We start from the raw sequence: 22,531 nt of genomic DNA on the forward strand, positions 1-22,531 counted from the left end.
TAGTGATATGTTAAGCTAACTTGTACTAATTACCCGTGAGGCTTAACCATACAACGCCAAACGCGTTTTATGCGACAGTTTAAGCGCAGAAGTTAAGATTGTAGGTCGTGATTTATCGCGACAACTAAAGTAGATTTACTAGCAGCTGTAAGCAATAAGCTTTAAGTTGTAAGAAAACAATTATCAGATTTTCCAGATTTTAATTAATTGGCTCGCAAGAGCGGATTAATACCAAATTTGCTTGGTGACAATAGCGTTTTGGACCCACCTGACCCCATGCCGAACTCAGTAGTGAAACGAAACAGCGCCGATGATAGTGTAGCATTTGCTATGTGAAAGTAGGTCATCGCCAGGCTCCAAATAAGAGAAACCCGTGACAGCAACGTGACGGGTTTTTTGTTGCCTGGAATAAAGTATAGCTGTCAGCGTTAAGCCGTCAGCTATCAGCCGCACAGTGTCAACCTGGACACCGTAGCGTGAGTTGAATATCTGATACTCATGGATAAATAAAGCCACAGACAATGAGGGCGTAGCATTTGCTATGTGGCTCTCTACCGCTGTAGGCACTACGTCATCCCAGGCTCCAAATAAGAGAAACCCGTTACAGCAATGTGACGGGTTTTTTGTTGTCTGGAATAAAGTATAGCTTTCAGCGTTAAGCCGTCAGCTATCAGCCGCACAGTGTCAACCTGGACACCGTAGCGTGGGTTGAGTCTCCCCACGGATTAAAGAACGCCACGAACTCCTCAGAGCGCAACATACACCTTTAAAACGGTGCCTCTTTAACTCCCCTATACTTTAATCTTGAAAAACTCGAAACTCGAAACTCGAAACGAAAATACTATCCACAGTCCTCAGGGATACTAAAACAGCCCGTATGCTTCGGTTTCTTCTGATTGTTGATTCATTAGGTGTGCAGGTCTGAAGATAGCGCTGGGATCTATCAGTACGCTGTGTTTTTGTTCAAGCTTGATAAGTCCTCTCATCATATTTTTAGTTTGTGAGTCGATCTCGAATCCAACGTCTGTCAGTTTATCGAGCGGTTTTACATCTTCTTTTTTGTAGTTGATACTGTCTTCTACTTTATCGACGAGTAGCCCGATATGTGGATTAATACCGTCTTTGGTCGTGAATATTATAATCGGTTTGTAATCTAGGCTTAACTGCTCTTTTGCGGATTCAAAAAGCCTTATCAGTTGAGTAAAGCTGCTATTTCGTTCAGAGTTTAGCTCTTTTTTAGCTCTTTCAGTTTGGCCTGATTTTGTTAGTTCAATAAGTTCGCTCGCACGTTGATATAAGTGCTCATGTGGAATTCTAAATCGTCCTATAATGGCTTGTAGATCTTCATTATCTGTTTTAAAGCTCTTATACCATTTGGCAAAACTCGATTGCTGACAATCTATATTGTCATTAAATACTGTTTGTTGGTTAATACTACTTTCTAATGAAGAAAACCAGTCTTGTTGCTTACGCTGCCACTTACTAAATACTTCGAGTAACGATTGGTTGGCCTCTTGAGTGGATTTCTTATTGAGAATAATACCCAAATCAAAAATAGGGGTGGGTATTTCCATGTAGTCTTTAACACCGATAAAACTTTTATTATCGTTTGGTAATGAGGTTAAATTATCTTCAAAGCGCTCAGTTAAAAGTATGTCGAGAATTTTTAATGAAATCGTCTTTTGACCTACTTTAAAATTAATTAAATCCATACCGCCCTCATCTCCTAGATTGATAGCTTAAGAATAGAACATTATTTAGAAAGCGCTGTAATTTTGTTAAAACGTAGAACGATAGACAATATGTTTATTTTTATCTGTTTTATTGATGAATAGTGCATGTATTTTCTGGTCTTCACTGAAAATTATATTCAAGTGATGCATTAAGCAATTTTCTTGTAATGGTAGAGGGCAACGTTGTGCGGCGGCGGTAAATATTACTGCATTCAGATAGCCTTCAAAGTGTATGCGATTTGGTTTATTAATATTGGCCACTGCCATATCTTTTAGAAACTCACGACACCAATAGACGTTGCATTTATGTGGGTTTGGCACTACTTCGGTCACCATTACTTCACTAGGGTATTTCAGTCGCGCAAATAGGTCTGAACTTGAAGCAAACGAGACGCTGGTATAGTCTGGGTTAAATTTTTGCTCATAGGCATTATTTATAAACTCTGATAATGGCTTATAAGTACCTACTAAACTAATGGCTGTTACGCCACTGGCTTTAAGTGTTTTTAGGGCGTTTGCGATATCAAGACTATTTCGTTGATAGCGCGCAACCTTGACTGGTTTTAGGTTAAATTTAGCGAGTGACTTTCTTAGCCCTGACTCCACGACGAAGCCAAACTCATCAGCTTGAATCAACAAGCCAATACGGCTGTGATTCTTCTCTTTGACAAGGTACTTTATTTGTTCGTCGGCTTCATCTTCATAGCTGGCACGCAGGTTAAACACATTTATTTTTGGTTGGAAATGCAAAAATTCGGCACCGCTGTAAGGCATCAGATAAGGTGTTTGTAATTTTTCAAGTAAAGCAGAAACAGCGAAGCTTGTTGGCGTGCCCATTGCCCCAAATAGAGTATCGACTTTGTCTTCATAAATAAACTGGCGAGTGTTACTTACTGCTCGTTTTGGTTCGTAACCATCATCGGCAACTTTGAGTAATACTTTAGCGCCATTGATGCCTCCATTTTTATTGATCTTGCTAAAATAAACATTACTACCTTGATACAGTTGTTCACCAATTTGTTTCGCAGGCCCTGTTAATGCGGTCGACATTCCTAGCTTGATAACAGGTTTTTTTTCAGCATGGGCGTAATGGCTGCTTAAAAAGAAAAGAAATAAAACAGCACTAAGGTAATTTCTTAAGTAAATATTGCTCATACCATTTAGCTACAACCTGTTTGAATTGTTTGTTGAGTGATTTATTACCATTGATCTGCAAGGCTGCTTGTGCCTTTTGTGGAGACCAATTTTGTAATATTAGCCTAATAAAAAGACATTTGGTATTTTCATCACAATTGAACAAGCTGCTAGGTGTGCACCAAAGTGTGCGCCACAGTAAAGGTTTAATGGCATGCAAATGGTAGTCTGTTGTTAATAAAGATTTTAATCGTCTATCTAAATGGCAATCTATATGTTGTGGTATAAAAGCTGTAAGTATTTGCTCAACTAATTGTGTGTCTAGCTGATTAAAATGATCGAGTAGTTGTAATGCAAAGTCGGCCTGAAATTCATTTTTGAGTTGATCATTTAAGGTGTTGTCATGACTTAAACTTTTGAGCACCAGCGCGGCATGCTCTGCAGTTGCTTTATCTTGTTTGAACCCGAGTTTAATTAAATTAAACCCCGCAGTTTGCCAAAACCTTAGTAAGCTAGCATTTGCGCCAAAACTAGCACCAAACCAGTGACAAGCGGTGGCTAATTGTTGCTCGCAATGCGCCAGTAATTTTGAGCCAATCTTGTTGTTATGCTGGGATGGTGCAATAGCAATGCGCACCACACGGGCACAGTTTAAAGTGAGAATACTTGGCTCAACGGTTAGCTGTGCTAAGGTTTGCGCCATTAAATGTCCTTGTGGCCGGCGTTGGCCACTGGCGATCTGTTTACTTATTACGGTATTTAAACCACCTTCAATAGCAATTAAACATACTCCAATAAGTGTATTGCGTTGTTGGCAGGCAAAAATACGCTGGGCTGTGGCATCCAATAGGTGGCGCAAATCATTCACGCTGGTTTGATAGTGCGCTAATGATAACAGCCCTATGACTTGGCGAAGTAATGTTTCATCACAGGCTAATTCAGCCGCTTTTAGTTCAGTAAACTGTAGTGTAGCGCTATCAAGCTCAGTATTTTTGTAGTCGGCATCTAGGGCCAGTAATTTGCAAATATGTTGTTCGAGCGGATCAGCTGCAGCAAAACGAATTGGTTGCTCTAGATTAACACTACGCATATTTTTAAAGTGTGTTTCTAAGTAGCGCTTAAAGCGTAAAGTATAACCACGACCATTTCCTTCATAGCCAATCATAGTGCTGGCAAATACTACTCGTGGGTAATGATCGAGCATTTTGATAAGCATGGGCACAGGGATTGCTGCAGCTTCATCAACCAACAGCACATCGCACTGAGGCAACTCACTTAATAATTGATCGGGAGCAATGTAACGTAAGTTAGCGAGTTGTTTTTGTGGGGCTTGATAATTGATTCCTTGTTCGTCAGCAAAGTGTTTAAAGCTGCTATGCAGCGCTGAAAATTGCTGTGAACAGATAATTATATCTTTACCGCTTAGCTTTGCAGCTGCAAATCCCAATGCAGCGGATTTTCCTCGGCCCCGATCAGCGCTGATCAATAGCGGGCGATTTGCTCTTCCTGTTGCCGTTTTAATTATTTGCTCAATACAATACTGCTGCTCTATCAGTGAAATTACACCCGCTTTAGGGCTAACTTTAGGTAACCGCTGCCAGCCATTCGTTTGGTTAAAATGTGGCAGAGAGTTATCGCTGAGCAAACGAGCTAAACGCTGATTAAAGTAGCTGTGCTGGCGTTGTTGAGCAAATGATTGAAAAGTCTCTAGAGCAGGATCGCACCAATGTTGTAAGTCAGCAAGCTCTGGCAAGAGTAAAATGAATAAGCTGCCAGCTTGGACAGTTCCGCTCAGTGCTGCGAGTTTGTCTGGTACTAGCCCACTAAAGCCATCATAAATAACATGTTGGAATTCTTGGCCCAGTATTTGATGAGTATGTTTAGGCCAACTGCTGTTTGTCAGATCGTCATTGTTTGATAATACTTTGCACAGGGTCGGATTCAATTGCTGGTATAATTCGTTGGCTTGTTGGTAACACCAATTTTGCTCGCCAGTAATTAGCAGTAATTGCCTATGTTTTGCATAGGCAAGTTGCGTGAGAAATGTTGCAAATTGCGGGCTAAATAGCTTGTAGTCGTGCATACACTGTTACTAACCATTTGCTACCAAAGTCATCAAAGTTAACTTGTACGCGTGATTGCGCGCCACTGCCTTCATAATTGATCACAGTACCCACACCAAACTTAGCATGTAACACGCGTTGCCCTAAATTAAAGCCGCTTTCTTCAAAAACAGCATGGCTTACTGATGAGCTGAAGCGTCCTGCTGCTGGCGGGCGAGATACTTGGGTTTTGATACGAATTTCTTCAATACAATCTTCCGGCATCTCACGTAAAAAACGTGATGGACTGTGGTATTTTTCTTGCCCATAGAGGCGGCGACTTTCAGCGTGACTTATGTAGAGTTTTTCCATTGCGCGAGTCATGCCGACATAACACAGGCGACGTTCTTCTTCTAAGCGACCAGATTCTTCATTACTTTGCTGAGAGGGGAACATGCCTTCTTCAACACCGACCATAAATACCAGCGGAAACTCTAAGCCCTTCGCAGAGTGCAAGGTCATCATTTGCACAGCATCTTCATGTTCTTCTGCTTGTCCATCACCGGATTCAAGCGAGGTATACGCTAAAAACCCTTGTAGTGGTGAACTAAACTCTTCATCTTCAGGTAGTTCGTACTGACCACACGCGCTAATAAGCTCTTCTAAGTTTTCTACTCGCGCACGGCCTTTTTCGCCTTTTTCAGCTTGGTACATCGCCATTAAGCCGGATGTTTGAATTGCGTATTTGGCTTGCTCTTCTAATGTTAGATCGCTAATTTTATCTTCAATATGTTCAACCAACTCAACAAACTTAGTAACAACACTGGCGGCACGCCCTGATAAGTGCTGTTGTTCAATAATGGCTTTAGCCGCATACCAAAGTGGCAATGATTCAGCGCGAGCGCAATCACGTATATGGCTGAGTGTTTTATCACCAATACCGCGCGCTGGGGTATTAATAACCCGTTCAAAGGCTGCGTCATCTTGGCGGTTCCCTACAAGGCGTAAATAAGCAAGGGCGTCTTTGATCTCTTGACGTTCGAAGAAGCGCATACCGCCGTAAATACGGTATTTTAAGCCTTCTTGCAACATGGCTTCTTCAAGTACCCGCGACTGCGCATTACTACGGTATAAAATTGCGGCATCTTGCAGTGCATTGCCGGCATTGAGCCAGCTACGTAATTTGCTACTAACAAAGCGTGCTTCATCGAGTTCATTAAAGGCAGCATACACTGAGATTGGCTCGCCATCATTACCATCGGTCCAGAGGCTTTTACCCATGCGCTCGGAATTGTTTTGAATAAGCGCATTGGATGCTTTTAGAATGGTAGCTGTTGAACGGTAGTTTTGCTCAAGACGAATTGTTTCGGCTTCAAAGTCAGTTAAAAAGCGTTTAATGTTTTCAATTTTTGCACCACGCCAACCATAAATACTTTGATCATCATCACCAACAATCATAATGCTATTGGTGTCGCCAGCGAGTAATTTTAGCCAGGCATATTGAATGGTATTGGTATCTTGGAACTCGTCTACAAGCATGTGCGCAAAGCGTTGCTGATAATGGCGCAACAAGGTTGGGTTGTTTTTTAGTACTTCAAAACTACGTAGCAGAATTTCGGCAAAGTCAACTAAGCCTGCACGGTCACACGCTTCTTGATAAGCAGTATAAACTTTGAGCATCATTTGCTCGTTAATATCATAGGCTTGAATGTCTTTTGGACGTAGGCCTTCGTCTTTCTTTGCGCTGATATACCAACCGAATTGCTTTGCGGGCCATTTTTTATCATCGATATTCATGGCTTTTAATAAGCGTTTGATCATTCGTAGCTGATCGTCTGAATCTAAAATTTGAAATGCTTCAGGCAGATTAGCTTCACGGTGATGGGCGCGTAAAATACGGTGTGATAAACCATGGAAAGTACCGATCCACATACCACCTACGGGCGCTTGAAGGGCTTGCTCTACACGCGTGCGCATTTCTTTGGCGGCTTTATTGGTAAAGGTTACTGCAAAAATACTGTAAGCAGAGGCTTGCTCTACTTGCATAAGCCAAGCGATACGATGAACCAGTACTCGAGTTTTTCCTGAGCCTGCGCCTGCCAACACCAACATATTTTGCAGTGGAGCAGCTACGGCATCCCGTTGTTTATCATTTAAACCGTCGAGTAATTCTGAAACGTCCATCATCACGCCTTTTCAATCAATATTGTGAGCAGTATAACAGGTGTTTTTGTTAGGCTAAATAAAATACTGTTTTTATAAACAGTTAATTTCAAAAAGTTCTTTGTTCTATTCGCAGTGCTTTTTAGCTAAGCTATTGTTGTAAGCAATATTTGCTGTAGCCAATTTGACTGATATTTAGTAAAAACCACTATTAAAGGAGAAACTTTATTAGCTAGGTTTGTTGTAACTTTTTGATAGTTAATGAGTTAAAGAATTGGCACGATGTGTGTAAGTATCTAATAAGAAAATCAAATTAATAAATTGAGGTTAACATGGCAGAGCAAGGTTCAGGCGGTAATGTAATCGCGGCAATTTGTAATATCTTTTTTCCAGGTCTTGGGCAATTAGTCCAAGGCAGGATCATGGCAGCGATTGGTTTTTTCCTCGCTTGGGTTATTAGCGGTGCGCTTATTTATGTTGCGATTGGCTTTATTTTACTTCCTATCGTTTACATTTGGGCGATTATTGATGCCGCACGCTTTAAAACCTATCGGTAGCAATTCTAATTAAGAAAATAGCGCTTTATAGCGCTATTTTTGTATCTGGCTTTCTTAATTCACAGCTGACTAGGGTATAATCCTAGGCATGAGATGTATTTAGGTAAAGTTATGGAATATCAATTTATACGTGATCCAATAAGTGGCTTACGTATTAAAATTAGCAGTGAACATGCAGTAATTGGCCGTTGGCTGAATGAAGAAATCGGCAAAGAAAAAATAGCTATGGGTACAGGCTTTGATCAGTGCTGTTGCCACAAGTTTTGAGCCTTTAACTTTACAGGGGCAAGAAATTGATTTGATTTTAAATAAAGACGAAGCGATTTTTGAAGCACATGCACTACACCAAGATTCAGAAGATTTGTTAGCCTATCAAGATGATGAGCTAATGCTAGAAGAAAGCGGCTTGAGCAGTGGCTGCGGTTTTGAAGATTTTGTTGATTTAATTAATTCGTGGCAAGAGTTCGCATCTGGAAAGTAAACAGAGAGCTGAGGCTCTCTGCTAAGTAATTATTTACTGTTCAGATACCGATTTCACGGCTGCTAATAATAAGTTTTCGGTTAAGCGAACCTTGTAATTTGGGTTTGCATACTGAAAATGCACCAAGCCTTTTTTATCAATTACAAAAACGGCTGGAACCGGTAAGGCGACCTTTGCTTTGCCATCAAGAGACACAAAATTAACCCCTAATTTATTGCGGTAAATGGTTGCTGTTTTATCATCGAGATAAAAAGCTAAGCCAAGTGCTTGGCTTAAAATCAGACTATCGTCAGATAGTAACTGATAGTTTGGTGAATCAATTTTACTTTCAGCCAGCTTTTCAGGGCTATCAGGTGAAACCGCGATAATTTGTGCGCCTAATTCCGCTAGCTCAGCTTCAATTTTTTGTACATTAGCCAGTTGCTTAGAGCAGTATGGGCACCAATCACCACGGTATACGATTAAAACAGTGGTTTTTTCTGCGAAGCGTTCAGCTAAAACAACATTGTTACCGTCTTTATCTTTTAGCGTTAAAGCTGGAATTGTTAAGCCGGGCATTAAAGGGCTAACTTTTTCAGCAGCAGAGGCAATATTGGTTGCAGTCGCAGCATTAGCAAAGCTTGCCACAAAGAATGTGCATGCAAGTACAATAGATTTAAACATAGACCACCTTATTTCAGTTATTTTAATAGTGAAGTTTACAGAGTAACAGTACAAAGCTTTTCCTCCAATACGCTCCTTGAGCTGATTTGTGTATACCTGTACTATTAACCGTAATTAAATAGAGTAACTGGGATCGAAATGTCTGCCAATTTAAATAAACTAGTGGTGATGCTAGAAATGCAAAATGCCATGAATACCAAAGTTCATGAACAGTGGTTTAGCCAAGGGTTTGAGTGGTATCGCGCGATCTGGGTTGAATGTGCTGAAATGCTTGATCACTACGGTTGGAAGTGGTGGAAAAAGCAAACACCAGATACAGAGCAAGTGATTCTAGAGCTTGTCGATATTTTTCACTTTGGTTTATCACTACGAATCGACGGAGTAACCAGTTACACCGAGCTGGCTAAGCAGCTTGAGCAACAGTTAAGCGCACCGCAACAAGCCAATGATTTTAAACAGACGCTAGAAATTTTAGCAGCATCAGCGGTTGCTGATAAAACCTTTAATGCGGCTGCTTTTGCAGGTTGTATGGCGCAAATAGGCATGGATATTGATGACTTATATCGTGGCTATGTTGGTAAAAATACACTTAATTTCTTCCGCCAAGATCATGGTTATAAGGATGGTAGCTATATTAAAGTTTGGCATGGTCAAGAAGATAACGAGCATTTAGTCGAGGTGGTAAAGAGCCTTGATACTGAGCATGCTGATTTCGCAAAGCTTGTTTACCAAGGCTTAGAGGCTCGCTACCCGAAAAGCTAGGGAAGCAGCGTGCGAAAATCAGTCACGTTTAAATAATCTCTGAGTTCATTGTGCGGTTGTTTGCTATCAGGGTTAGCAACCGCCAATAAATGACCTATACCATACTCTTTAGCGGCATTTAGCACTGCTAAACTATCATCGACAAATAACGTTCGTTGTTTCTCAAAACCTAATTCTGCCTGTACTTGTTGCCATAATGGTTGGTGTTCTTTACTTACACCATATTGATGCGTTGAGATCACCCCATCGAGATAATTATCTATGTCGGTTTGCTCAAATTTGAGCATCACACTTTCTGGGTGCGCGTTGGTTAATAATATTAATTCTTTACCAGCTTTGCGTAGTGCCGTTAAAAACTCAGGCACATCGTCACGTACTTTGATCAAATGCTGGTGTTGGCGTTTTAGTTCCATGATTGGCAGGTTAAGTTGTTGTTCCCAGTACTCCAAGCAATACCACTGAATTTGCCCGCTGACTGCTTGATAGCGTTTGAGAATATCTGCTTGGGCCATTGCTAAACTGATATTTTTAGCAATGGCGAGTTGCTCGGGGATCACCGTTAGCCAAAAGTGATTATCAAAATGGAGATCGAGTAAAGTACCATCCATATCTAACAGTACTGTATCGATTTTCGACCAATTTAGCATAGGAATTTCATCTCATAGGGTTTATTATTAAACTAACTGCCATGATAGCAAATTAATGCCAATGACACAGAAAAAGCACCCAACACCACCACAAATTCTTAGCTGCGAAGTGGTTGCTAAAAGCCGCCTATTTACGGTGGAATCACTTGAGCTTAAGTTTTCAAATGACGAACAGCGTCAATATGAGCGGATCCGCGGCGGTGGCCGAGGCGCAGTAATGATTGTGCCATTAACCACTGACAATGAATTATTGTTGGTACGTGAATACTGCGCAGGCACTAATGACTATCAACTTGGTTTCCCGAAAGGACTAATTGACCCAGGTGAAACTCCTGAGCAAGCCGCTAATCGAGAGTTAAAAGAAGAAGTGGGCTTCGGTGCTGAGCAATTACAAACACTGAAAACAGTGTCTATGGCGCCCAGTTATTTTAATGCCACTATGCACATACTGTTTGCTCAACAACTGTATCCTGAGGCTTTAGTAGGCGATGAGCCTGAAGCTTTAGTGGTTGTTAAGTGGCCATTAACTGATTGGCAGTCATTATTACAGCAATCCGATTTCACAGAAGCACGAAGCGTTGCAGCTTTGCTATTATTAACTAAGTATTTAGAAGTAGGAGCTGCGAATGATTGAATTACTTGAGCCATGCATTGAACTTGCACAAAGTGCAGGTGCTGCAATTATGGCAATTTACAAGAAAGATGATATTGGCCAGCAAGAAAAGTCAGACCATACCCCCGTAACTAAAGCCGACTTAGCTGCTAATGATGTATTGGTTGCCGGGTTAAAAGCATTGGCGCCTGATATTCCTATCATGTCGGAAGAAACACCGATCCCAGCTTTAGCTGACAGACAAAACTGGCAGCGTTACTGGTTGCTCGATCCAATGGATGGCACAGGAGAGTTTATTTTAGAAAGCGGTGATTTTGCTGTTAATATCGCTCTGATTGAAAACAATCGCCCTGTACTTGGGGTGATCTATTGGCCTGCGAAAGAAACCACTTATTTTGCCAGTTATCAAAATGGTGCCTTTAAGCGTATTGATGGTAAAGATCAACAAATTAATGTTGCTACTCCTGATAACCTAACCTTAGCGGTCAGCCGTCGCCAAAAGATTGAAGCAGTGAGTCAGTACCTGAATATGCAGTTTACCACGGTTGCTGTGGGGTCTTGCTCCCTAAAGGCTTGCATTGTCGCTGAAGGTAAAGCTGATTGTTTTTTACGAATAGGACCAACGGGTGAGTGGGATACGGGCGCATCGCAAATCATCGTTGAAGAAGCAGGTGGGTGTATTACTGATGCTGAGTTTAACCCGCTAACCTACAATCAGCGTGAGAGTACAGAGAACCCTGATTTTATAGTAATGGGTCACCCTGATTGGGAATGGCAAAAAATGATAAATCCACATCAAAGAGCTGTTTAATCGCTCTGTTTGTTTGCTTTTTGTGCGGTTAAACTGCTTTAAGTGGTTTAACAGTTGCATTCTAATTTGATTACTATATTATAGCGCTCTCTTCGAAACAGGCTCGCAAATAACACGAAACTGTTAAGAAGAAATTACAGGCGCGGGATGGAGCAGAATGATAAATCATTCGCCGGACTGCTTAAACCTGAAGTCGAAGGTCGTCGGTTCAAATCCGGCTCTGGGACTCTAAACATACAGGCGCGGGATGGAGCAGCCTGGTAGCTCGTCGGGCTCATAACCCGAAGGTCGTCGGTTCAAATCCGGCTCCCGCAACCAATTCTTTTATTTAAGATTGGTGCTGTAAAACTCTAACTTAAGAGATTAAATTAAGTAGTCGATAGACTTAAAATATACAGGCGCGGGATGGAGCAGCCTGGTAGCTCGTCGGGCTCATAACCCGAAGGTCGTCGGTTCAAATCCGGCTCCCGCAACCAATTTCCTTTAGAGGCTTGAGGTTACTGTAGAATGTAAGTTAAGGAAAAGCTTGTCGGTCTCAGCTCTTCATTAGCCAGCAAAGGTAGTCGTTTTAAATCCGGCTCCCGCAACCAATTTCCTTAGAGAGTTGGCTGACTTCTTTAATTAAGTAAGAAGTAAAATAACACTTAATATTTCAGGCGCGGGATGGAGCAGCCTGGTAGCTCGTCGGGCTCATAACCCGAAGGTCGTCGGTTCAAATCCGGCTCCCGCAACCACTGAAATAAAAATAGTAATATTAAACAGACACGCCTAAAGCGTGTTTTTTATGTCTGAAATTCAGTGAAATAAATAGCTCGTCGGTCTCAGCTCTACATTAGCCAGCAAAGGTCATCTATTTAAATCTGGCTCCCGCAACCACTGAAATAAAAATAGTAATATTAAACAGACACGCCTAAAGCGTGTTTTTTTATGTCTGAAATTCAGTGAATCAAACTAAAAAGGCTCGCCGCTAACGGCATGGACTACTCCCCTTCGTAAGTTCAAGCTCTCGCAACTAAATAAATTAATTCAGAATTTTCTAACGCGTTATGTGAGAGTTTCGGTTGCTATAGCTGAGGTTTTTTGCGAATTTAATACTTCGTTAATTCTGAGTCAGAATGTCGTCAATAGTTTATTTTTATATTCCTTGGATCTGTATTTTTTATTATGGTGTCGCAATTGAGTATTATTAAAACACATCATTAGTTTATGTTTTCTATTTACATTTAATTTCTTTTTGGGTACGTTGTTTGTGCTGACTGTATTAAGAGCTAATTAAAATAATATTAAAAGGATAAACATATGAAAAATTCATTGAGGAAATCATTATAGAAACACTTGAGCATGTACAGCTTCTGTCGATTATGCCTAAAAATTGAACGACCCATACACCATGCTCTGGTAAACGGTGTGTCACTATAACAACATGTTCACAACCCCTGAATTTCAATACCCGTTGTAACACTATAATAATTATATAAGCTTCAATGCAGGTAGTTATGAAACAACATTTGACTATAAAAAAAAGAAAGACATTAAAAATTTATTTAATACCGATAGCAATCTTTCTTGTGATTGTCATTTTTTTTCACTGGTTAAAAAACGACACTATCCCTACGCAATATCTTAGACCTATTAAGGTAGGCTCTACAATTGAGAACCAAATTTTAAAAGGCATAGGTACAATACAGCCTACGCAAAGAGAACTTGTTTCTGCTCCCTCAGATGGCACCATAAAGTTGTTAAATATTCGCGAAGGGCAAACCATTAAACGTGGAGATATACTCGCAGAACTGAATAACTATGACTTAGAACAGAAAATACACACTGCACAATTAGAATTACTAAATATTTCTTCTCAAGTATCTATCGATAAAAGTAATTTAGCAATACGACTATCACAAGTTCAGTCTGAATTAGCAAATTCGGTCATGCAGCTTAAACAGCAAAAGCTTGAACTAAACGCAAACGAAGCGCTTGCAGAAAAAGGTATTATTTCATCTATTCGTTTTAAACAAAGCCGTATGCAATTTGAACAAAATGAATTAGAAGTTGAGGCTAAAAAAGCAGAGTTAGCTCTTTTTAAAGATGCCTACGAGCAGCAATTGCTCGCATACGATAATAAAATCAAACTTGCTCAAAATCAGCTTGAATATCTAAACAAAAAACAATCAAAATTGATTTTAACTGCTCAATTTGATGGCGTAATAAGTCAAAATAGCAGTAAACTGGGACAGGTTGTTAAACAAGGCCAGTCTTTATTTGAGTTGATAGAAACCAATAACTTATTAGCGAAGGTACAAGTTCCACAGTATTCTTCCGATCAATTAGAAAGAGGCCAAGCTGCTGAAATCATAACACCTTCGGGTCGCATTCAAGCAAAAGTGGATTATATAGATACAGTCATTAGAAATGGCTCGATCAATGTTTTTCTTACGCTTAATTCAGTAACGCCTAATTGGCTTCGAAGCGACCAAGCAATTGAAGCGAATATCTATACCGCACAGCAGCAAGCAACTTACAATATACAAAAACCAGATGATTTCAACGATTTCAAACATTGGAATATTTTTGAAGTTAACGCTAATAACCAAGCTGTACTTACTCGTATTAATTATCATGAAGTTGATGGTAGCCAATTGAGCTTTGCAGAAAAATTAAGTGGTAATTATGTGCTGCTGATACCTGATAAATATACAAAGGAACACACAATAGACTTTAATCTAGGTTCATATCATGAGTAAATCTTTAATAGTATTAGAAAATGTTTCATTTAAGTATTCTGGCAATACAAAAAACACATTAGAAGACGTCAACTTCATCGTTAATAAAGGTGATTACATTGCTATTACTGGTACGTCTGGGAGCGGTAAAAGTACTCTACTTTCAATATTGGGGCTAATGAATAAACCTTCTAATGGCAATTACTTAATATCAGGGATAAATACTCAAGAATTAACAAATGACTCTATCGCAACGGTAAAAAATAGAGAGGTAGGTTTTGTGTTTCAAAATTTCAATTTGCTCAGTCACTTAACAGTATTTGATAACGTGGCGTTGCCATTAACTTATAATAATACAGTTAAACGAAGTGAGTATAAAACTAAAGTAAAAGAAGCGCTTAAGCGAGTTGCGATGGAGGACTTTTTAAATAAAAAACCGAATCAGCTTTCAGGTGGTCAACAACAGCGTGTAGCAATTGCTAGGGCATTAATAAATCAACCGTCAATAATACTTGCGGATGAACCTACGGGAAATTTAGATTCTGACAATAGTCAGCTTGTTTATGAGCTTTTAGAACAATTAAATGAGCAAGGCAATACGATTTGCTTAATAACCCATGATGAAAATTATGCTAAGAATGCGAAATGCAGATTCCGTATGCATGATGGTAAGTTGATAGATTAAATGCAGAAATTAATTACCGACATCACGTTAAATTGGTTTAAATATCAATTTATATCTTGGAAGTTATTACTAAGTAATATCTTGCTAATTATTCCCTTATGCTTCATTTTAAATTTAAAAGCAATTGAAAGTACGTTTTTATCAACCGAATTTACTTCCATTAAAAATACAGAAATTATCCACCAGATATTTATAAATGATAAAACAAGTAATTTGCCGGTTGATAAATTTATATTTGATGAACTACATAATCAATTTCCATATTTAGTGGGTATGTTCGAAAGAACACTGCAATTAAGTACAAAAAAAGCGATGGCAGAAGAAGAGCAAGCGGCCAAAGTCAGTTTTGTATCTAATACTATTGGTAAATTAGATATCGATACTCATTTAGGGTCACTTAGGGCATTCAGCATGGCATCTACGGGTAGTAGTTTAATAACTGCTGTTAGTTTTACCTATTGGAAAAACAATCTAAACAGTGATCCGACTGTAATAGATAAACAAATTATTATTAATGGTAAAAGTACTAAAATAGTCGCGGTGTTAAATGCAGGTTTCAAATCTCTAAGGCGAGATAGTTCTACTGATTTATTATTACCTTACCATCAACTTTCTGAATTACTGCCTAATGAGCAGGAGTTAACACCTGATACTTTCACTTATGTGCTTGGTAATATCACTGACGTAGAAAGCTTTGTTATTAGTTTAGATGCATATTTAAAAAAAGAATTATTCATTTTTGATAATACAAAGTTGATGGTTAGTAAGTCTGTGGGAGTAGATCCTGAACAGTTTCAAACAGTGTCAAAAAGAGTTGATTTATTAGCTATATTATTCGGTATTTTATTTGTATTTAGCTTGATATCTTTTTCGGCATTTTATGCTGCACAATGCATCAATAAAAAGAAAGAAGTTGAGTTACGTAAGTTATGTGGTGCGAATGAAAAGCATATAATTTTGCAACGTTATATTGAGGTGGGTCTGTTAGCTTGTTACCTTGTTTTTATGCTGGTTATTTTTACACCTTTAACTAGTAAGTTAGCATATTTAACTATGCCAATAATCGGTGTTTTTAATGTTATGACTAATATTGTTACTTTAATTACTCTTTTAGTGGGTTTTATCTTATATCTGATGGTATTAAATTTCTTACAAGAAAAAACGACAATAACTCATATAGGGCGTGGTAGTAGCGCTTCTTTGAGTGAAAAGGTACAAGTGTTTACCTTATTATCACTTTTAATTAGTCTCGCAATATTAAGTCTTTATGTAAGTTATTTAGTAATTATAAGCCAAACTAATTTAAACAAGCATAAGATAGGTTTTGAACATAAAAACTTATATATTGCCAGTTTTGACTTTCCATCTTCACCAGAGCATAGCTTTATAGCGGATAATTCAGCACAGCAATTACTGTTACAGCTAAATTCTTTAGATTATATTGAGTCAGCCGCATTAACTAACGTCCCCCCTTTAACTGACCGTAGCGCATTTAGTCGTTGGTATACATTATCAGGTAAACCAGTCTCCTCAAGTAAAAATGCGCAAACTTCAAATCACAGAGTCAGTCCCAATTATTTCGATACTATTGGCACACGGCTAATAGTGGGTAATAGTTTGTCTTGGGGGCAATATAGGAATATAGTTGTGAATCAAGCTCTTTGGGAACAATATTTTGCGGATACAGGTTTAGGTCAAGCCTACTTACTTACCGACTTTGGCAATGAAAAAGTAAAATATAAGGTTGTTGGGGTAGTTGATAATATTCATATCAAAGGTAGTGATACGCCTGTGCAGCCTACGGTTTATACTCTTATCAGTGTTATAACGGGTTTTGAAAGTATCGTCTTTAAATCTAAAGGGGGTCTACCGACTAATTTAACTCAAGAAATGATGAGTATTACCAAAAATATTAGCCCTTATTTGAAAAATTTATCAATAGTTGAATTGTCTGAGTTAGTAAAAAAAGAAGCGCAACCAAGAAAAGCAATTTTAGTGATAACTATAACTTGTTCAGTAGTTCTTTTGGTCAGCGCCTTATTGTATTGCTTTAATAGTATAAAGCAGTTGGCAATGAAGTCTGCGACAGAGATTTCGTTAAAGCGGGCGCTTGGCGCACGTACTAAAAATATTGGGTGGTCTTTTGGCAAGTTTTATTTCATCATACAGGGCATTGTACATTTTATTATTTTAGCCTGCGTTTATTTTAATATGAGTAAACTACAGCCTTTTCTTTTCAAAGTTGATTTAATCGACATTCCAGTAATTACACTACTTCACTTTGCAGCCTTTTCTATTTTGATCGTTGTGTTCTTTTTAGAAATTAAAAATATATTAAATAAATCTTGGCAAAATCTGAGTTAAGGAAAATCATGAAATATAGAAGTTTGATAATGTTAGCTAGTTTAGTTTTTACCAGTAATTGCTTAGCTGAAAATTACGAGTTCACGCATCGGGAAATCGTTGCAAGCCCCATAGATAACACCGCGCCTCAGCTCTTTTTATTTAACAACCAAGGCCAGCTTATACATTATTCAGACCGTTACCTGCAAAATATCTTATCAATCTTTAGAAAAAGAGAAGTACTACCAAACAGCGAGCAATCAAAAAGTGATCTGTTCACTCTTTTAAATAAAAAGATTGATTTTAGTGCACATGATTACACCTTGTTTTACACCTCAATTGATGAAGGTATTGGTCCATGTGAACCATGTCGCCAGCAAGAAGAAAAAATAGCTTTATTAGATGCTAAGTTTCCAAAAGATAAGCTATCAATTCATCGAATTACCATCATAAACGAAGTGTATACAATAAAGGATTAGTATGAAAATAAGAGATTTATTATTTTATTTAACGGTAACTTTGATAGCTATTACATTGACCCATTTCTTTATTAAAGAACAGGGGGCTGCCCCTATAGATACTATTGAATCCTTACAAAATAATTGGCATAAGAACCCAAAAAATGAAATTACACTTTATTCGGCTCAGTGGTGCAAAGCTTGTCAAGCGACAAAAGAATATTTTAATAGAAGAAATATTAACTACACAAATATAGATATTGAACTTAGCCCTACAGGTAGTAAATTATTAAAGGAAAATAATATCGATTCAATTCCGGTGATCACATTTAATGATGTCACTATCGTGGGGTTTGATGTAAATAAGCTTGATACACTAGCAACAAGTATAAAAGTAAAATGATTGAAAACACATTACTTACTTTTAGCTGATGAAAAGTACTCTAGTTACTTCCAAAGATCAGGATCTTCTTCTGGGCGTGAGTTTTGCCTATCTAGAACCTGCGAGAATCGATTAGCAAAAATACCAAGGTAACCCCAGGCTGCGAAGAACAGTGCGATGGTTAAAATTACTAAGCCGATGATTTGTAAGCTGTAGTGGCTATAATAGCCGAGGGCAATAAATAACACGGCCAGCACAAACAGTGCTAGGCCGCGTAAAAAGCGCTTTAAGCTGAGCTTAGGTTCAGAGCCTAAGCGATATATCAGCTGCTTTAACATTATGATGGGCGATTAATAGTAAGAATGGTCACCAGCTTTGTGGTCTGTGATATCAGCAACACCTGTGATTTCATCAAACTTTGCTACCATCTCTTTTTCAATGCCTTCTTTTAGCGTAACGTCGATCATTGAACAACCATTACAGCCACCGCCAAATTGTAGAACAGCAATACCTTCAGCCGTTACTTCAACAAGACTTACTTGACCACCATGATTAGCAAGCTGAGGATTCACTTCAGTTTCGAGCATGTGTTGAATACGCTCGTTCAGGCTTGCGTCATCACCTATTTTACGGGCTTTGGCATTTGGGGCTTTAAGTGTTAACTGCGTGCCCATTTTATCGGTAACGAAGTCAATTTCAGCTTCTTCTAAAAATGGTGCGCTTTCTGCATCAACCACTGCATCAAAGCCATTAAAAGGAAGGCGAATGTCAGTGTCTTCTACAGCATCTTCAGGGCAGTAAGATACACCACATTCCGCTTGTGATGTGCCAGGGTTTACAACAAATACACGAATATTTGTTTGCTCAGCTTGGTCAGCTAATAATTTTGCAAAATGCGATTGTGCGGTTTCGGAAATAGATATCATAAAACGGAATTCAGACTATTCTTGACTAGATACTGAGTATCATACTCCGCTCATCGCGTTGTCGCCAGTGTTGAGCGTAAAAATTTGGCATCTATTTTAAGCAATGGTAGCGTGCAAACATTGATCATTAACTGAGTGTTTTCTATGCGTTTGATAATAACAATCTTTACACTATTGCTGAGCTTTTCTTGTTTAGCGCAACCGCTTTCCTATTATTTTAATAATGATGTGAAATTTGATCCAACAATTCCGACTCCTGAGCAGGTTTTAGGTTATGAAGTCGGGCAGTGGCACGTACGTCATGATCAACTTGTACGTTATATGGAGATATTGGCAGACAAGAGTGACCGAATTAACTTTGAAGTGATTGGCCGTACTCATGAACAGCGTCCATTGGTGATGCTTACTATCACTGCTGCTAATAAGTTAGCAAATGTAGAGCAACTACGTCAGGCGCATTTAGCGCGTTTAGTTGACTCAGAAAAAGCCAAAGAGACCGATCAACCTGCGGTAGTATGGATGGGGTATAGCGTCCATGGTAATGAATCATCAGGTAGTAATTCAGCCTTGTTGGTGGCGTATTATTTAGCTGCTGCACAAGGTAAAGAAATTGATACATTATTAAATAATACGGTTATTTTACTCGATCCTTCATTAAACCCCGATGGTTTAGCACGCTTTGCGAATTGGGCGAATAGTAACCGAGGCATGAACTTATCGTCTGATCCACAAACTAGAGAGCATATTGAAAGTTGGCCTAGTAGCCGTACTAACCACTATTGGTTTGATTTAAATCGTGACTGGTTGTTATTACAACACCCTGAATCACGGGCACGAATTGCCAAATTTCATCATTGGAAGCCTAATATTTTAACTGATTTTCATGAAATGGGGCCAAACAGCACTTTTTTCTTTCAGCCAGGCATCCCATCGCGCAAACACCCAATTACGCCGGATGAAAATGTGAGCCTCACTAAAGCGATCGGTAACTACCATGCAAAAACATTAGATGAACATAATGCGTTATATTTTACTGAAGAAAGCTTTGATGACTTTTACTATGGCAAAGGCTCTACCTATCCAGATGTAAACGGCGGTGTGGGCATTTTATTTGAACAAGCTAGCTCGCGGGGTCATGTACAGGAAACACAAAACGGTACTTTAACTTTCCCTTTCACAATTAAGAATCAGCTGCTTACCAGTCTATCTACATTTCAGGCCGCGATAGATAACCGTCAGGCATTACTTGATTATCAAGCCAGTTTTTATAATCATGCTATCGAGCTTGCCAATGATGAAGATTATAAAGGGTACGTAGTTCAAGGTGGTGCTGATACTGCGCGCATGGCGTTGTTTTTAGACTTACTAAAACAGCATCAAATTCAGGCATACCCTCTTAATAAAGCAGTAAAAGCAGATGGTAAGAGTTTTTCAGCATCAAGCTATTTTGTCCCACTTGCACAGCCACAATTTCGTTTAGTAAAAGCCATTTTTAGTGAACAAAAACGCTTTGTTGATAATACATTTTATGACGTTTCAGGTTGGACCTTGGCTCATGCTTTTAACTTAGAGTTTGCGGCGATAAAAAGTGGTTGGGGCTTGGATGTTAGCAATGATGCATGGCAGCAACCACAACAACCGCAATTTCCAGTCTTGAATGCGCAGTATGCGTTTGGCTTTAAGTGGGATAATTACTTAGCACCAAAAATGCTTAATAAGTTATTGCAGCAAGGTGTACAAGCACGTGTTGCATTAAGTCCATTATCGGCTAAGTCGCTTACAAGCACAGAAGAGTTTGCTGCGGGCAGTATTATTGTTCCTGCAGGGATCCAAACAAATCCACAATGGGTGTCGTTATTAAACAGTGCTCAAACTGAGTTTGGTATTGCTATTACGCCAATTACTTCAGGCTTGACCTCACAAGGAGCCGATTTAGGATCACGAACACTTGCGGTAGTTAAAGCACCTAAAGTGTTATTGGTCGGCGGACAAGGAACGAGCCAATATGAAGTCGGTGAAGTATGGTATTACTTAGACCGCTTTGTAGGTGTAGCGCCTACCATAGTTGAAATGGAGCGCTTGGGTAATTTAGAGCTTAGTGACTACAGTCATATTGTTTTGGCGCATGGTAACTATAATCAGTTGTCAGATGCTGACAAAGTGGCACTTAAAACTTGGGTGCGTAAAGGTGGCGTTATCTGGGGACATAAAGGCGGAGCGAAGTTCTTAGTCGATCAACAACTTTTAAAAACCTCTTATTTATCACGCCGGGATGTTGCCAGCGCCTTCAAAACGGATGGCTTGCATTATGGCGATAAAGATCACCTAGCAGGGCGCCAGCGTATCGCTGGGGCAATCTTTAATACAAAAGTTGATTTAACTCACCCACTCACTTTTTCATTACAGCGTGACACTTTACCAGTATTTAAAAATAGTACCTGGTTATTGGAAATGTCATCTGCACCGTTTGTAAATGTATTGCAGTACACACAGAATCCGTTACTTGCTGGTTTCACCGATGACGTAAATGTGGAGCAAGTTGCTGGTGCAGCAGGTTTGGTCGCTCACTCTTATGGGCGCGGCAATGTAATAGGTATGACAGATAATCCCGTATTTAGAGGGTATTGGTATGGTACTAGCCGATTATTGAGCAATGCATTGTTCTTTGGTCATACATTTAGAGCGAATGCTGATTAAGTACTAGATCCTAATGGTGTTAAGCAGGTTACAAAAGCCCAAACTTGCTTAGCTCCAGCATTTTTAAGTGCGACAGTAGCGGCATTAAGTGTGGCTCCTGTCGTCATCACATCATCAATAATAGCAACGGTTTTTCCTGTCATATCGGTATTACACATAAATGCCCCCTGTAAGTTTTTAATCCGCTTGGTCTTACTGAGAGATGACTGTGCTTGTGTTTTTTTCGTGCGCTGTAAACTATGGCTATCAATGTTTTCATCAACTAAACATGGCAGCCAACATTGTGCAACTTGGTTAAAACCTCGCTTTAAAAAGCGTTGCTGATGCAAAGGTAAAATAATAAAAAGCTCAGGCCACACCTCACAATGCTGCTTACTAATGGCTAGTTGTAGGCTAATAATTAACGATAATGCTTTTTTATAATGGATTTGATTACTGAATTTTAGTTGTGTAAGCCAGCTATCAAATGGAGAACGATACCAAGCACAAGCAAATAGATGATCGAACTGGCAATCTGGGAACAGCTCGACTATATCAGGGCGATACAATAAATTCGGATGTTTACGTAAATCGAGTAGTGGCAAGTCTGCTAAGCATTGCTCACATAGGCTAGAATTACTGTTAACAACGTGCTGGCATTGCACGCAAAAGGAAGGGAAAAACCAATCACCTAACTGTCGAATATATTGCTTACAAGCAGTCATTGCATTCATT

General features: G+C 39.2%; 19 protein-coding genes, 3 tRNA genes, 1 rRNA gene and 1 pseudogene. 15 read left to right on the forward strand and 9 right to left on the reverse strand.

From position 1 onward, the window contains the following. Positions 1–240 precede the first annotated feature (240 nt). Positions 241–355 (forward strand): 5S ribosomal RNA (gene rrf, locus PHAL_RS0119505). Between the two features lie 508 nt (positions 356–863). On the opposite strand, the gene PHAL_RS0119510 is transcribed toward rrf, so the two are convergent. The 4 genes from PHAL_RS0119510 to uvrD all read right to left on the reverse strand — a co-directional run bounded on the left by PHAL_RS0119510 (position 864) and on the right by uvrD (position 7,093). Then, positions 864–1,712 carry a hypothetical protein gene (locus tag PHAL_RS0119510; protein WP_016710121.1) on the reverse strand — a complete coding sequence of 283 codons (849 nt, stop codon included), beginning with the start codon at positions 1,710–1,712 and terminating at the stop codon, positions 864–866. A gap of 66 nt (positions 1,713–1,778) precedes the next feature. Further along, entirely contained in the window at positions 1,779–2,783 is a 1,005-nt protein-coding gene (locus PHAL_RS0119515; RefSeq protein ID WP_237405632.1) for an ABC transporter substrate-binding protein, read from the reverse strand. Positions 2,784–2,856: 73 nt separating this feature from the next. Beyond that, positions 2,857–4,950, reverse strand: coding sequence for a GNAT family N-acetyltransferase (locus tag PHAL_RS0119520; RefSeq protein WP_016710123.1), 2,094 nt, complete (start codon positions 4,948–4,950; stop codon positions 2,857–2,859). Continuing rightward, on the reverse strand, positions 4,928–7,093 hold the full coding sequence (gene uvrD, locus PHAL_RS0119525; RefSeq protein ID WP_016710124.1) for a DNA helicase II: 2,166 nt from the start codon (positions 7,091–7,093) through the stop codon (positions 4,928–4,930). The genes PHAL_RS0119520 and uvrD overlap by 23 nt, the downstream gene beginning before the upstream one ends. A 311-nt stretch (positions 7,094–7,404) precedes the next feature. Here uvrD and PHAL_RS0119530 point away from each other — a divergent pair, with 311 nt between their 5' ends. Together PHAL_RS0119530 and PHAL_RS23235 are read left to right on the forward strand one after the other, a co-directional pair. Further along, the gene (locus tag PHAL_RS0119530) at positions 7,405–7,629 is read left to right on the forward strand and encodes a hypothetical protein (protein WP_016710125.1); all 225 of its coding nucleotides are present in this window, start codon (positions 7,405–7,407) and stop codon (positions 7,627–7,629) included. A gap of 111 nt (positions 7,630–7,740) precedes the next feature. Continuing rightward, positions 7,741–8,110, forward strand: a pseudogene (locus tag PHAL_RS23235) (YacL family protein). A gap of 33 nt (positions 8,111–8,143) precedes the next feature. Here PHAL_RS23235 and PHAL_RS0119540 read toward each other — a convergent pair. Then, entirely contained in the window at positions 8,144–8,773 is a 630-nt protein-coding gene (locus PHAL_RS0119540) for a peroxiredoxin-like family protein (protein WP_016710126.1), read from the reverse strand. A gap of 138 nt (positions 8,774–8,911) precedes the next feature. Here PHAL_RS0119540 and PHAL_RS0119545 point away from each other — a divergent pair, with 138 nt between their 5' ends. Further along, positions 8,912–9,535, forward strand: a complete 624-nt coding sequence (locus PHAL_RS0119545) for a dUTP diphosphatase (RefSeq protein ID WP_016710127.1) — start codon at positions 8,912–8,914, stop codon at positions 9,533–9,535. On the opposite strand, the gene yrfG is transcribed toward PHAL_RS0119545, so the two are convergent. Continuing rightward, positions 9,532–10,182, reverse strand: coding sequence for a GMP/IMP nucleotidase (yrfG, locus tag PHAL_RS0119550; RefSeq protein ID WP_016710128.1), 651 nt, complete (start codon positions 10,180–10,182; stop codon positions 9,532–9,534). The genes PHAL_RS0119545 and yrfG overlap by 4 nt on opposite strands. A gap of 61 nt (positions 10,183–10,243) precedes the next feature. Between yrfG and nudE the strand changes: the two genes are divergently transcribed. The 10 genes from nudE to PHAL_RS23240 all read left to right on the forward strand — a co-directional run bounded on the left by nudE (position 10,244) and on the right by PHAL_RS23240 (position 18,215). After that, on the forward strand, positions 10,244–10,816 hold the full coding sequence (nudE, locus tag PHAL_RS0119555) for an ADP compounds hydrolase NudE (protein WP_029216259.1): 573 nt from the start codon (positions 10,244–10,246) through the stop codon (positions 10,814–10,816). Continuing rightward, entirely contained in the window at positions 10,809–11,606 is a 798-nt protein-coding gene (gene cysQ / locus PHAL_RS0119560; protein WP_016710130.1) for a 3'(2'),5'-bisphosphate nucleotidase CysQ, read from the forward strand. Before nudE ends, cysQ begins: the two co-directional genes overlap by 8 nt. A gap of 241 nt (positions 11,607–11,847) precedes the next feature. Continuing rightward, positions 11,848–11,924, forward strand: a tRNA-Met gene (locus PHAL_RS0119570). Positions 11,925–12,005: 81 nt separating this feature from the next. After that, positions 12,006–12,082: transfer RNA gene (locus tag PHAL_RS0119575), tRNA-Met, on the forward strand. A 181-nt stretch (positions 12,083–12,263) separates the two neighbouring features. After that, positions 12,264–12,340 (forward strand) — tRNA-Met (locus PHAL_RS0119580). 762 nt (positions 12,341–13,102) lie between these two features. Beyond that, positions 13,103–14,347, forward strand: coding sequence for an HlyD family secretion protein (locus PHAL_RS0119585; protein WP_016710131.1), 1,245 nt, complete (start codon positions 13,103–13,105; stop codon positions 14,345–14,347). Then, positions 14,340–15,011, forward strand: a complete 672-nt coding sequence (locus PHAL_RS0119590) for an ABC transporter ATP-binding protein (RefSeq protein WP_016710132.1) — start codon at positions 14,340–14,342, stop codon at positions 15,009–15,011. Before PHAL_RS0119585 ends, PHAL_RS0119590 begins: the two co-directional genes overlap by 8 nt. After that, on the forward strand, positions 15,012–17,375 hold the full coding sequence (locus tag PHAL_RS0119595; RefSeq protein WP_016710133.1) for an ABC transporter permease: 2,364 nt from the start codon (positions 15,012–15,014) through the stop codon (positions 17,373–17,375). It begins immediately after the preceding gene. An 8-nt stretch (positions 17,376–17,383) separates the two neighbouring features. Further along, on the forward strand, positions 17,384–17,833 hold the full coding sequence (locus tag PHAL_RS0119600) for a hypothetical protein (protein WP_138973977.1): 450 nt from the start codon (positions 17,384–17,386) through the stop codon (positions 17,831–17,833). A gap of 1 nt (position 17,834) precedes the next feature. Next, complete coding sequence (locus tag PHAL_RS23240; protein ID WP_016710135.1) at positions 17,835–18,215, forward strand: glutaredoxin family protein; 381 nt, start codon at positions 17,835–17,837, stop codon at positions 18,213–18,215. Between the two features lie 44 nt (positions 18,216–18,259). Here PHAL_RS23240 and PHAL_RS0119610 read toward each other — a convergent pair whose 3' ends face one another. Together PHAL_RS0119610 and nfuA are read right to left on the reverse strand one after the other, a co-directional pair. Continuing rightward, entirely contained in the window at positions 18,260–18,532 is a 273-nt protein-coding gene (locus tag PHAL_RS0119610) for a hypothetical protein (protein ID WP_016710136.1), read from the reverse strand. A gap of 12 nt (positions 18,533–18,544) precedes the next feature. After that, on the reverse strand, positions 18,545–19,120 hold the full coding sequence (gene nfuA, locus PHAL_RS0119615) for a Fe-S biogenesis protein NfuA (protein ID WP_016710137.1): 576 nt from the start codon (positions 19,118–19,120) through the stop codon (positions 18,545–18,547). A gap of 144 nt (positions 19,121–19,264) precedes the next feature. Between nfuA and PHAL_RS0119620 the strand changes: the two genes are divergently transcribed. Continuing rightward, positions 19,265–21,817 (forward strand): M14 metallopeptidase family protein, encoded by a 2,553-nt coding sequence (locus PHAL_RS0119620; protein WP_016710138.1) that lies wholly within the window; start codon positions 19,265–19,267, stop codon positions 21,815–21,817. On the opposite strand, the gene PHAL_RS0119625 is transcribed toward PHAL_RS0119620, so the two are convergent. Beyond that, positions 21,814–22,521 (reverse strand): ComF family protein, encoded by a 708-nt coding sequence (locus PHAL_RS0119625; protein WP_016710139.1) that lies wholly within the window; start codon positions 22,519–22,521, stop codon positions 21,814–21,816. The two genes, PHAL_RS0119620 and PHAL_RS0119625, sit on opposite strands and share 4 nt — an antisense overlap. Positions 22,522–22,531: the final 10 nt, after the last annotated feature.

It is taken from the genome of Pseudoalteromonas haloplanktis ATCC 14393, assembly GCF_000238355.1.
GTDB classification, from domain to species: domain Bacteria; phylum Pseudomonadota; class Gammaproteobacteria; order Enterobacterales; family Alteromonadaceae; genus Pseudoalteromonas; species Pseudoalteromonas haloplanktis.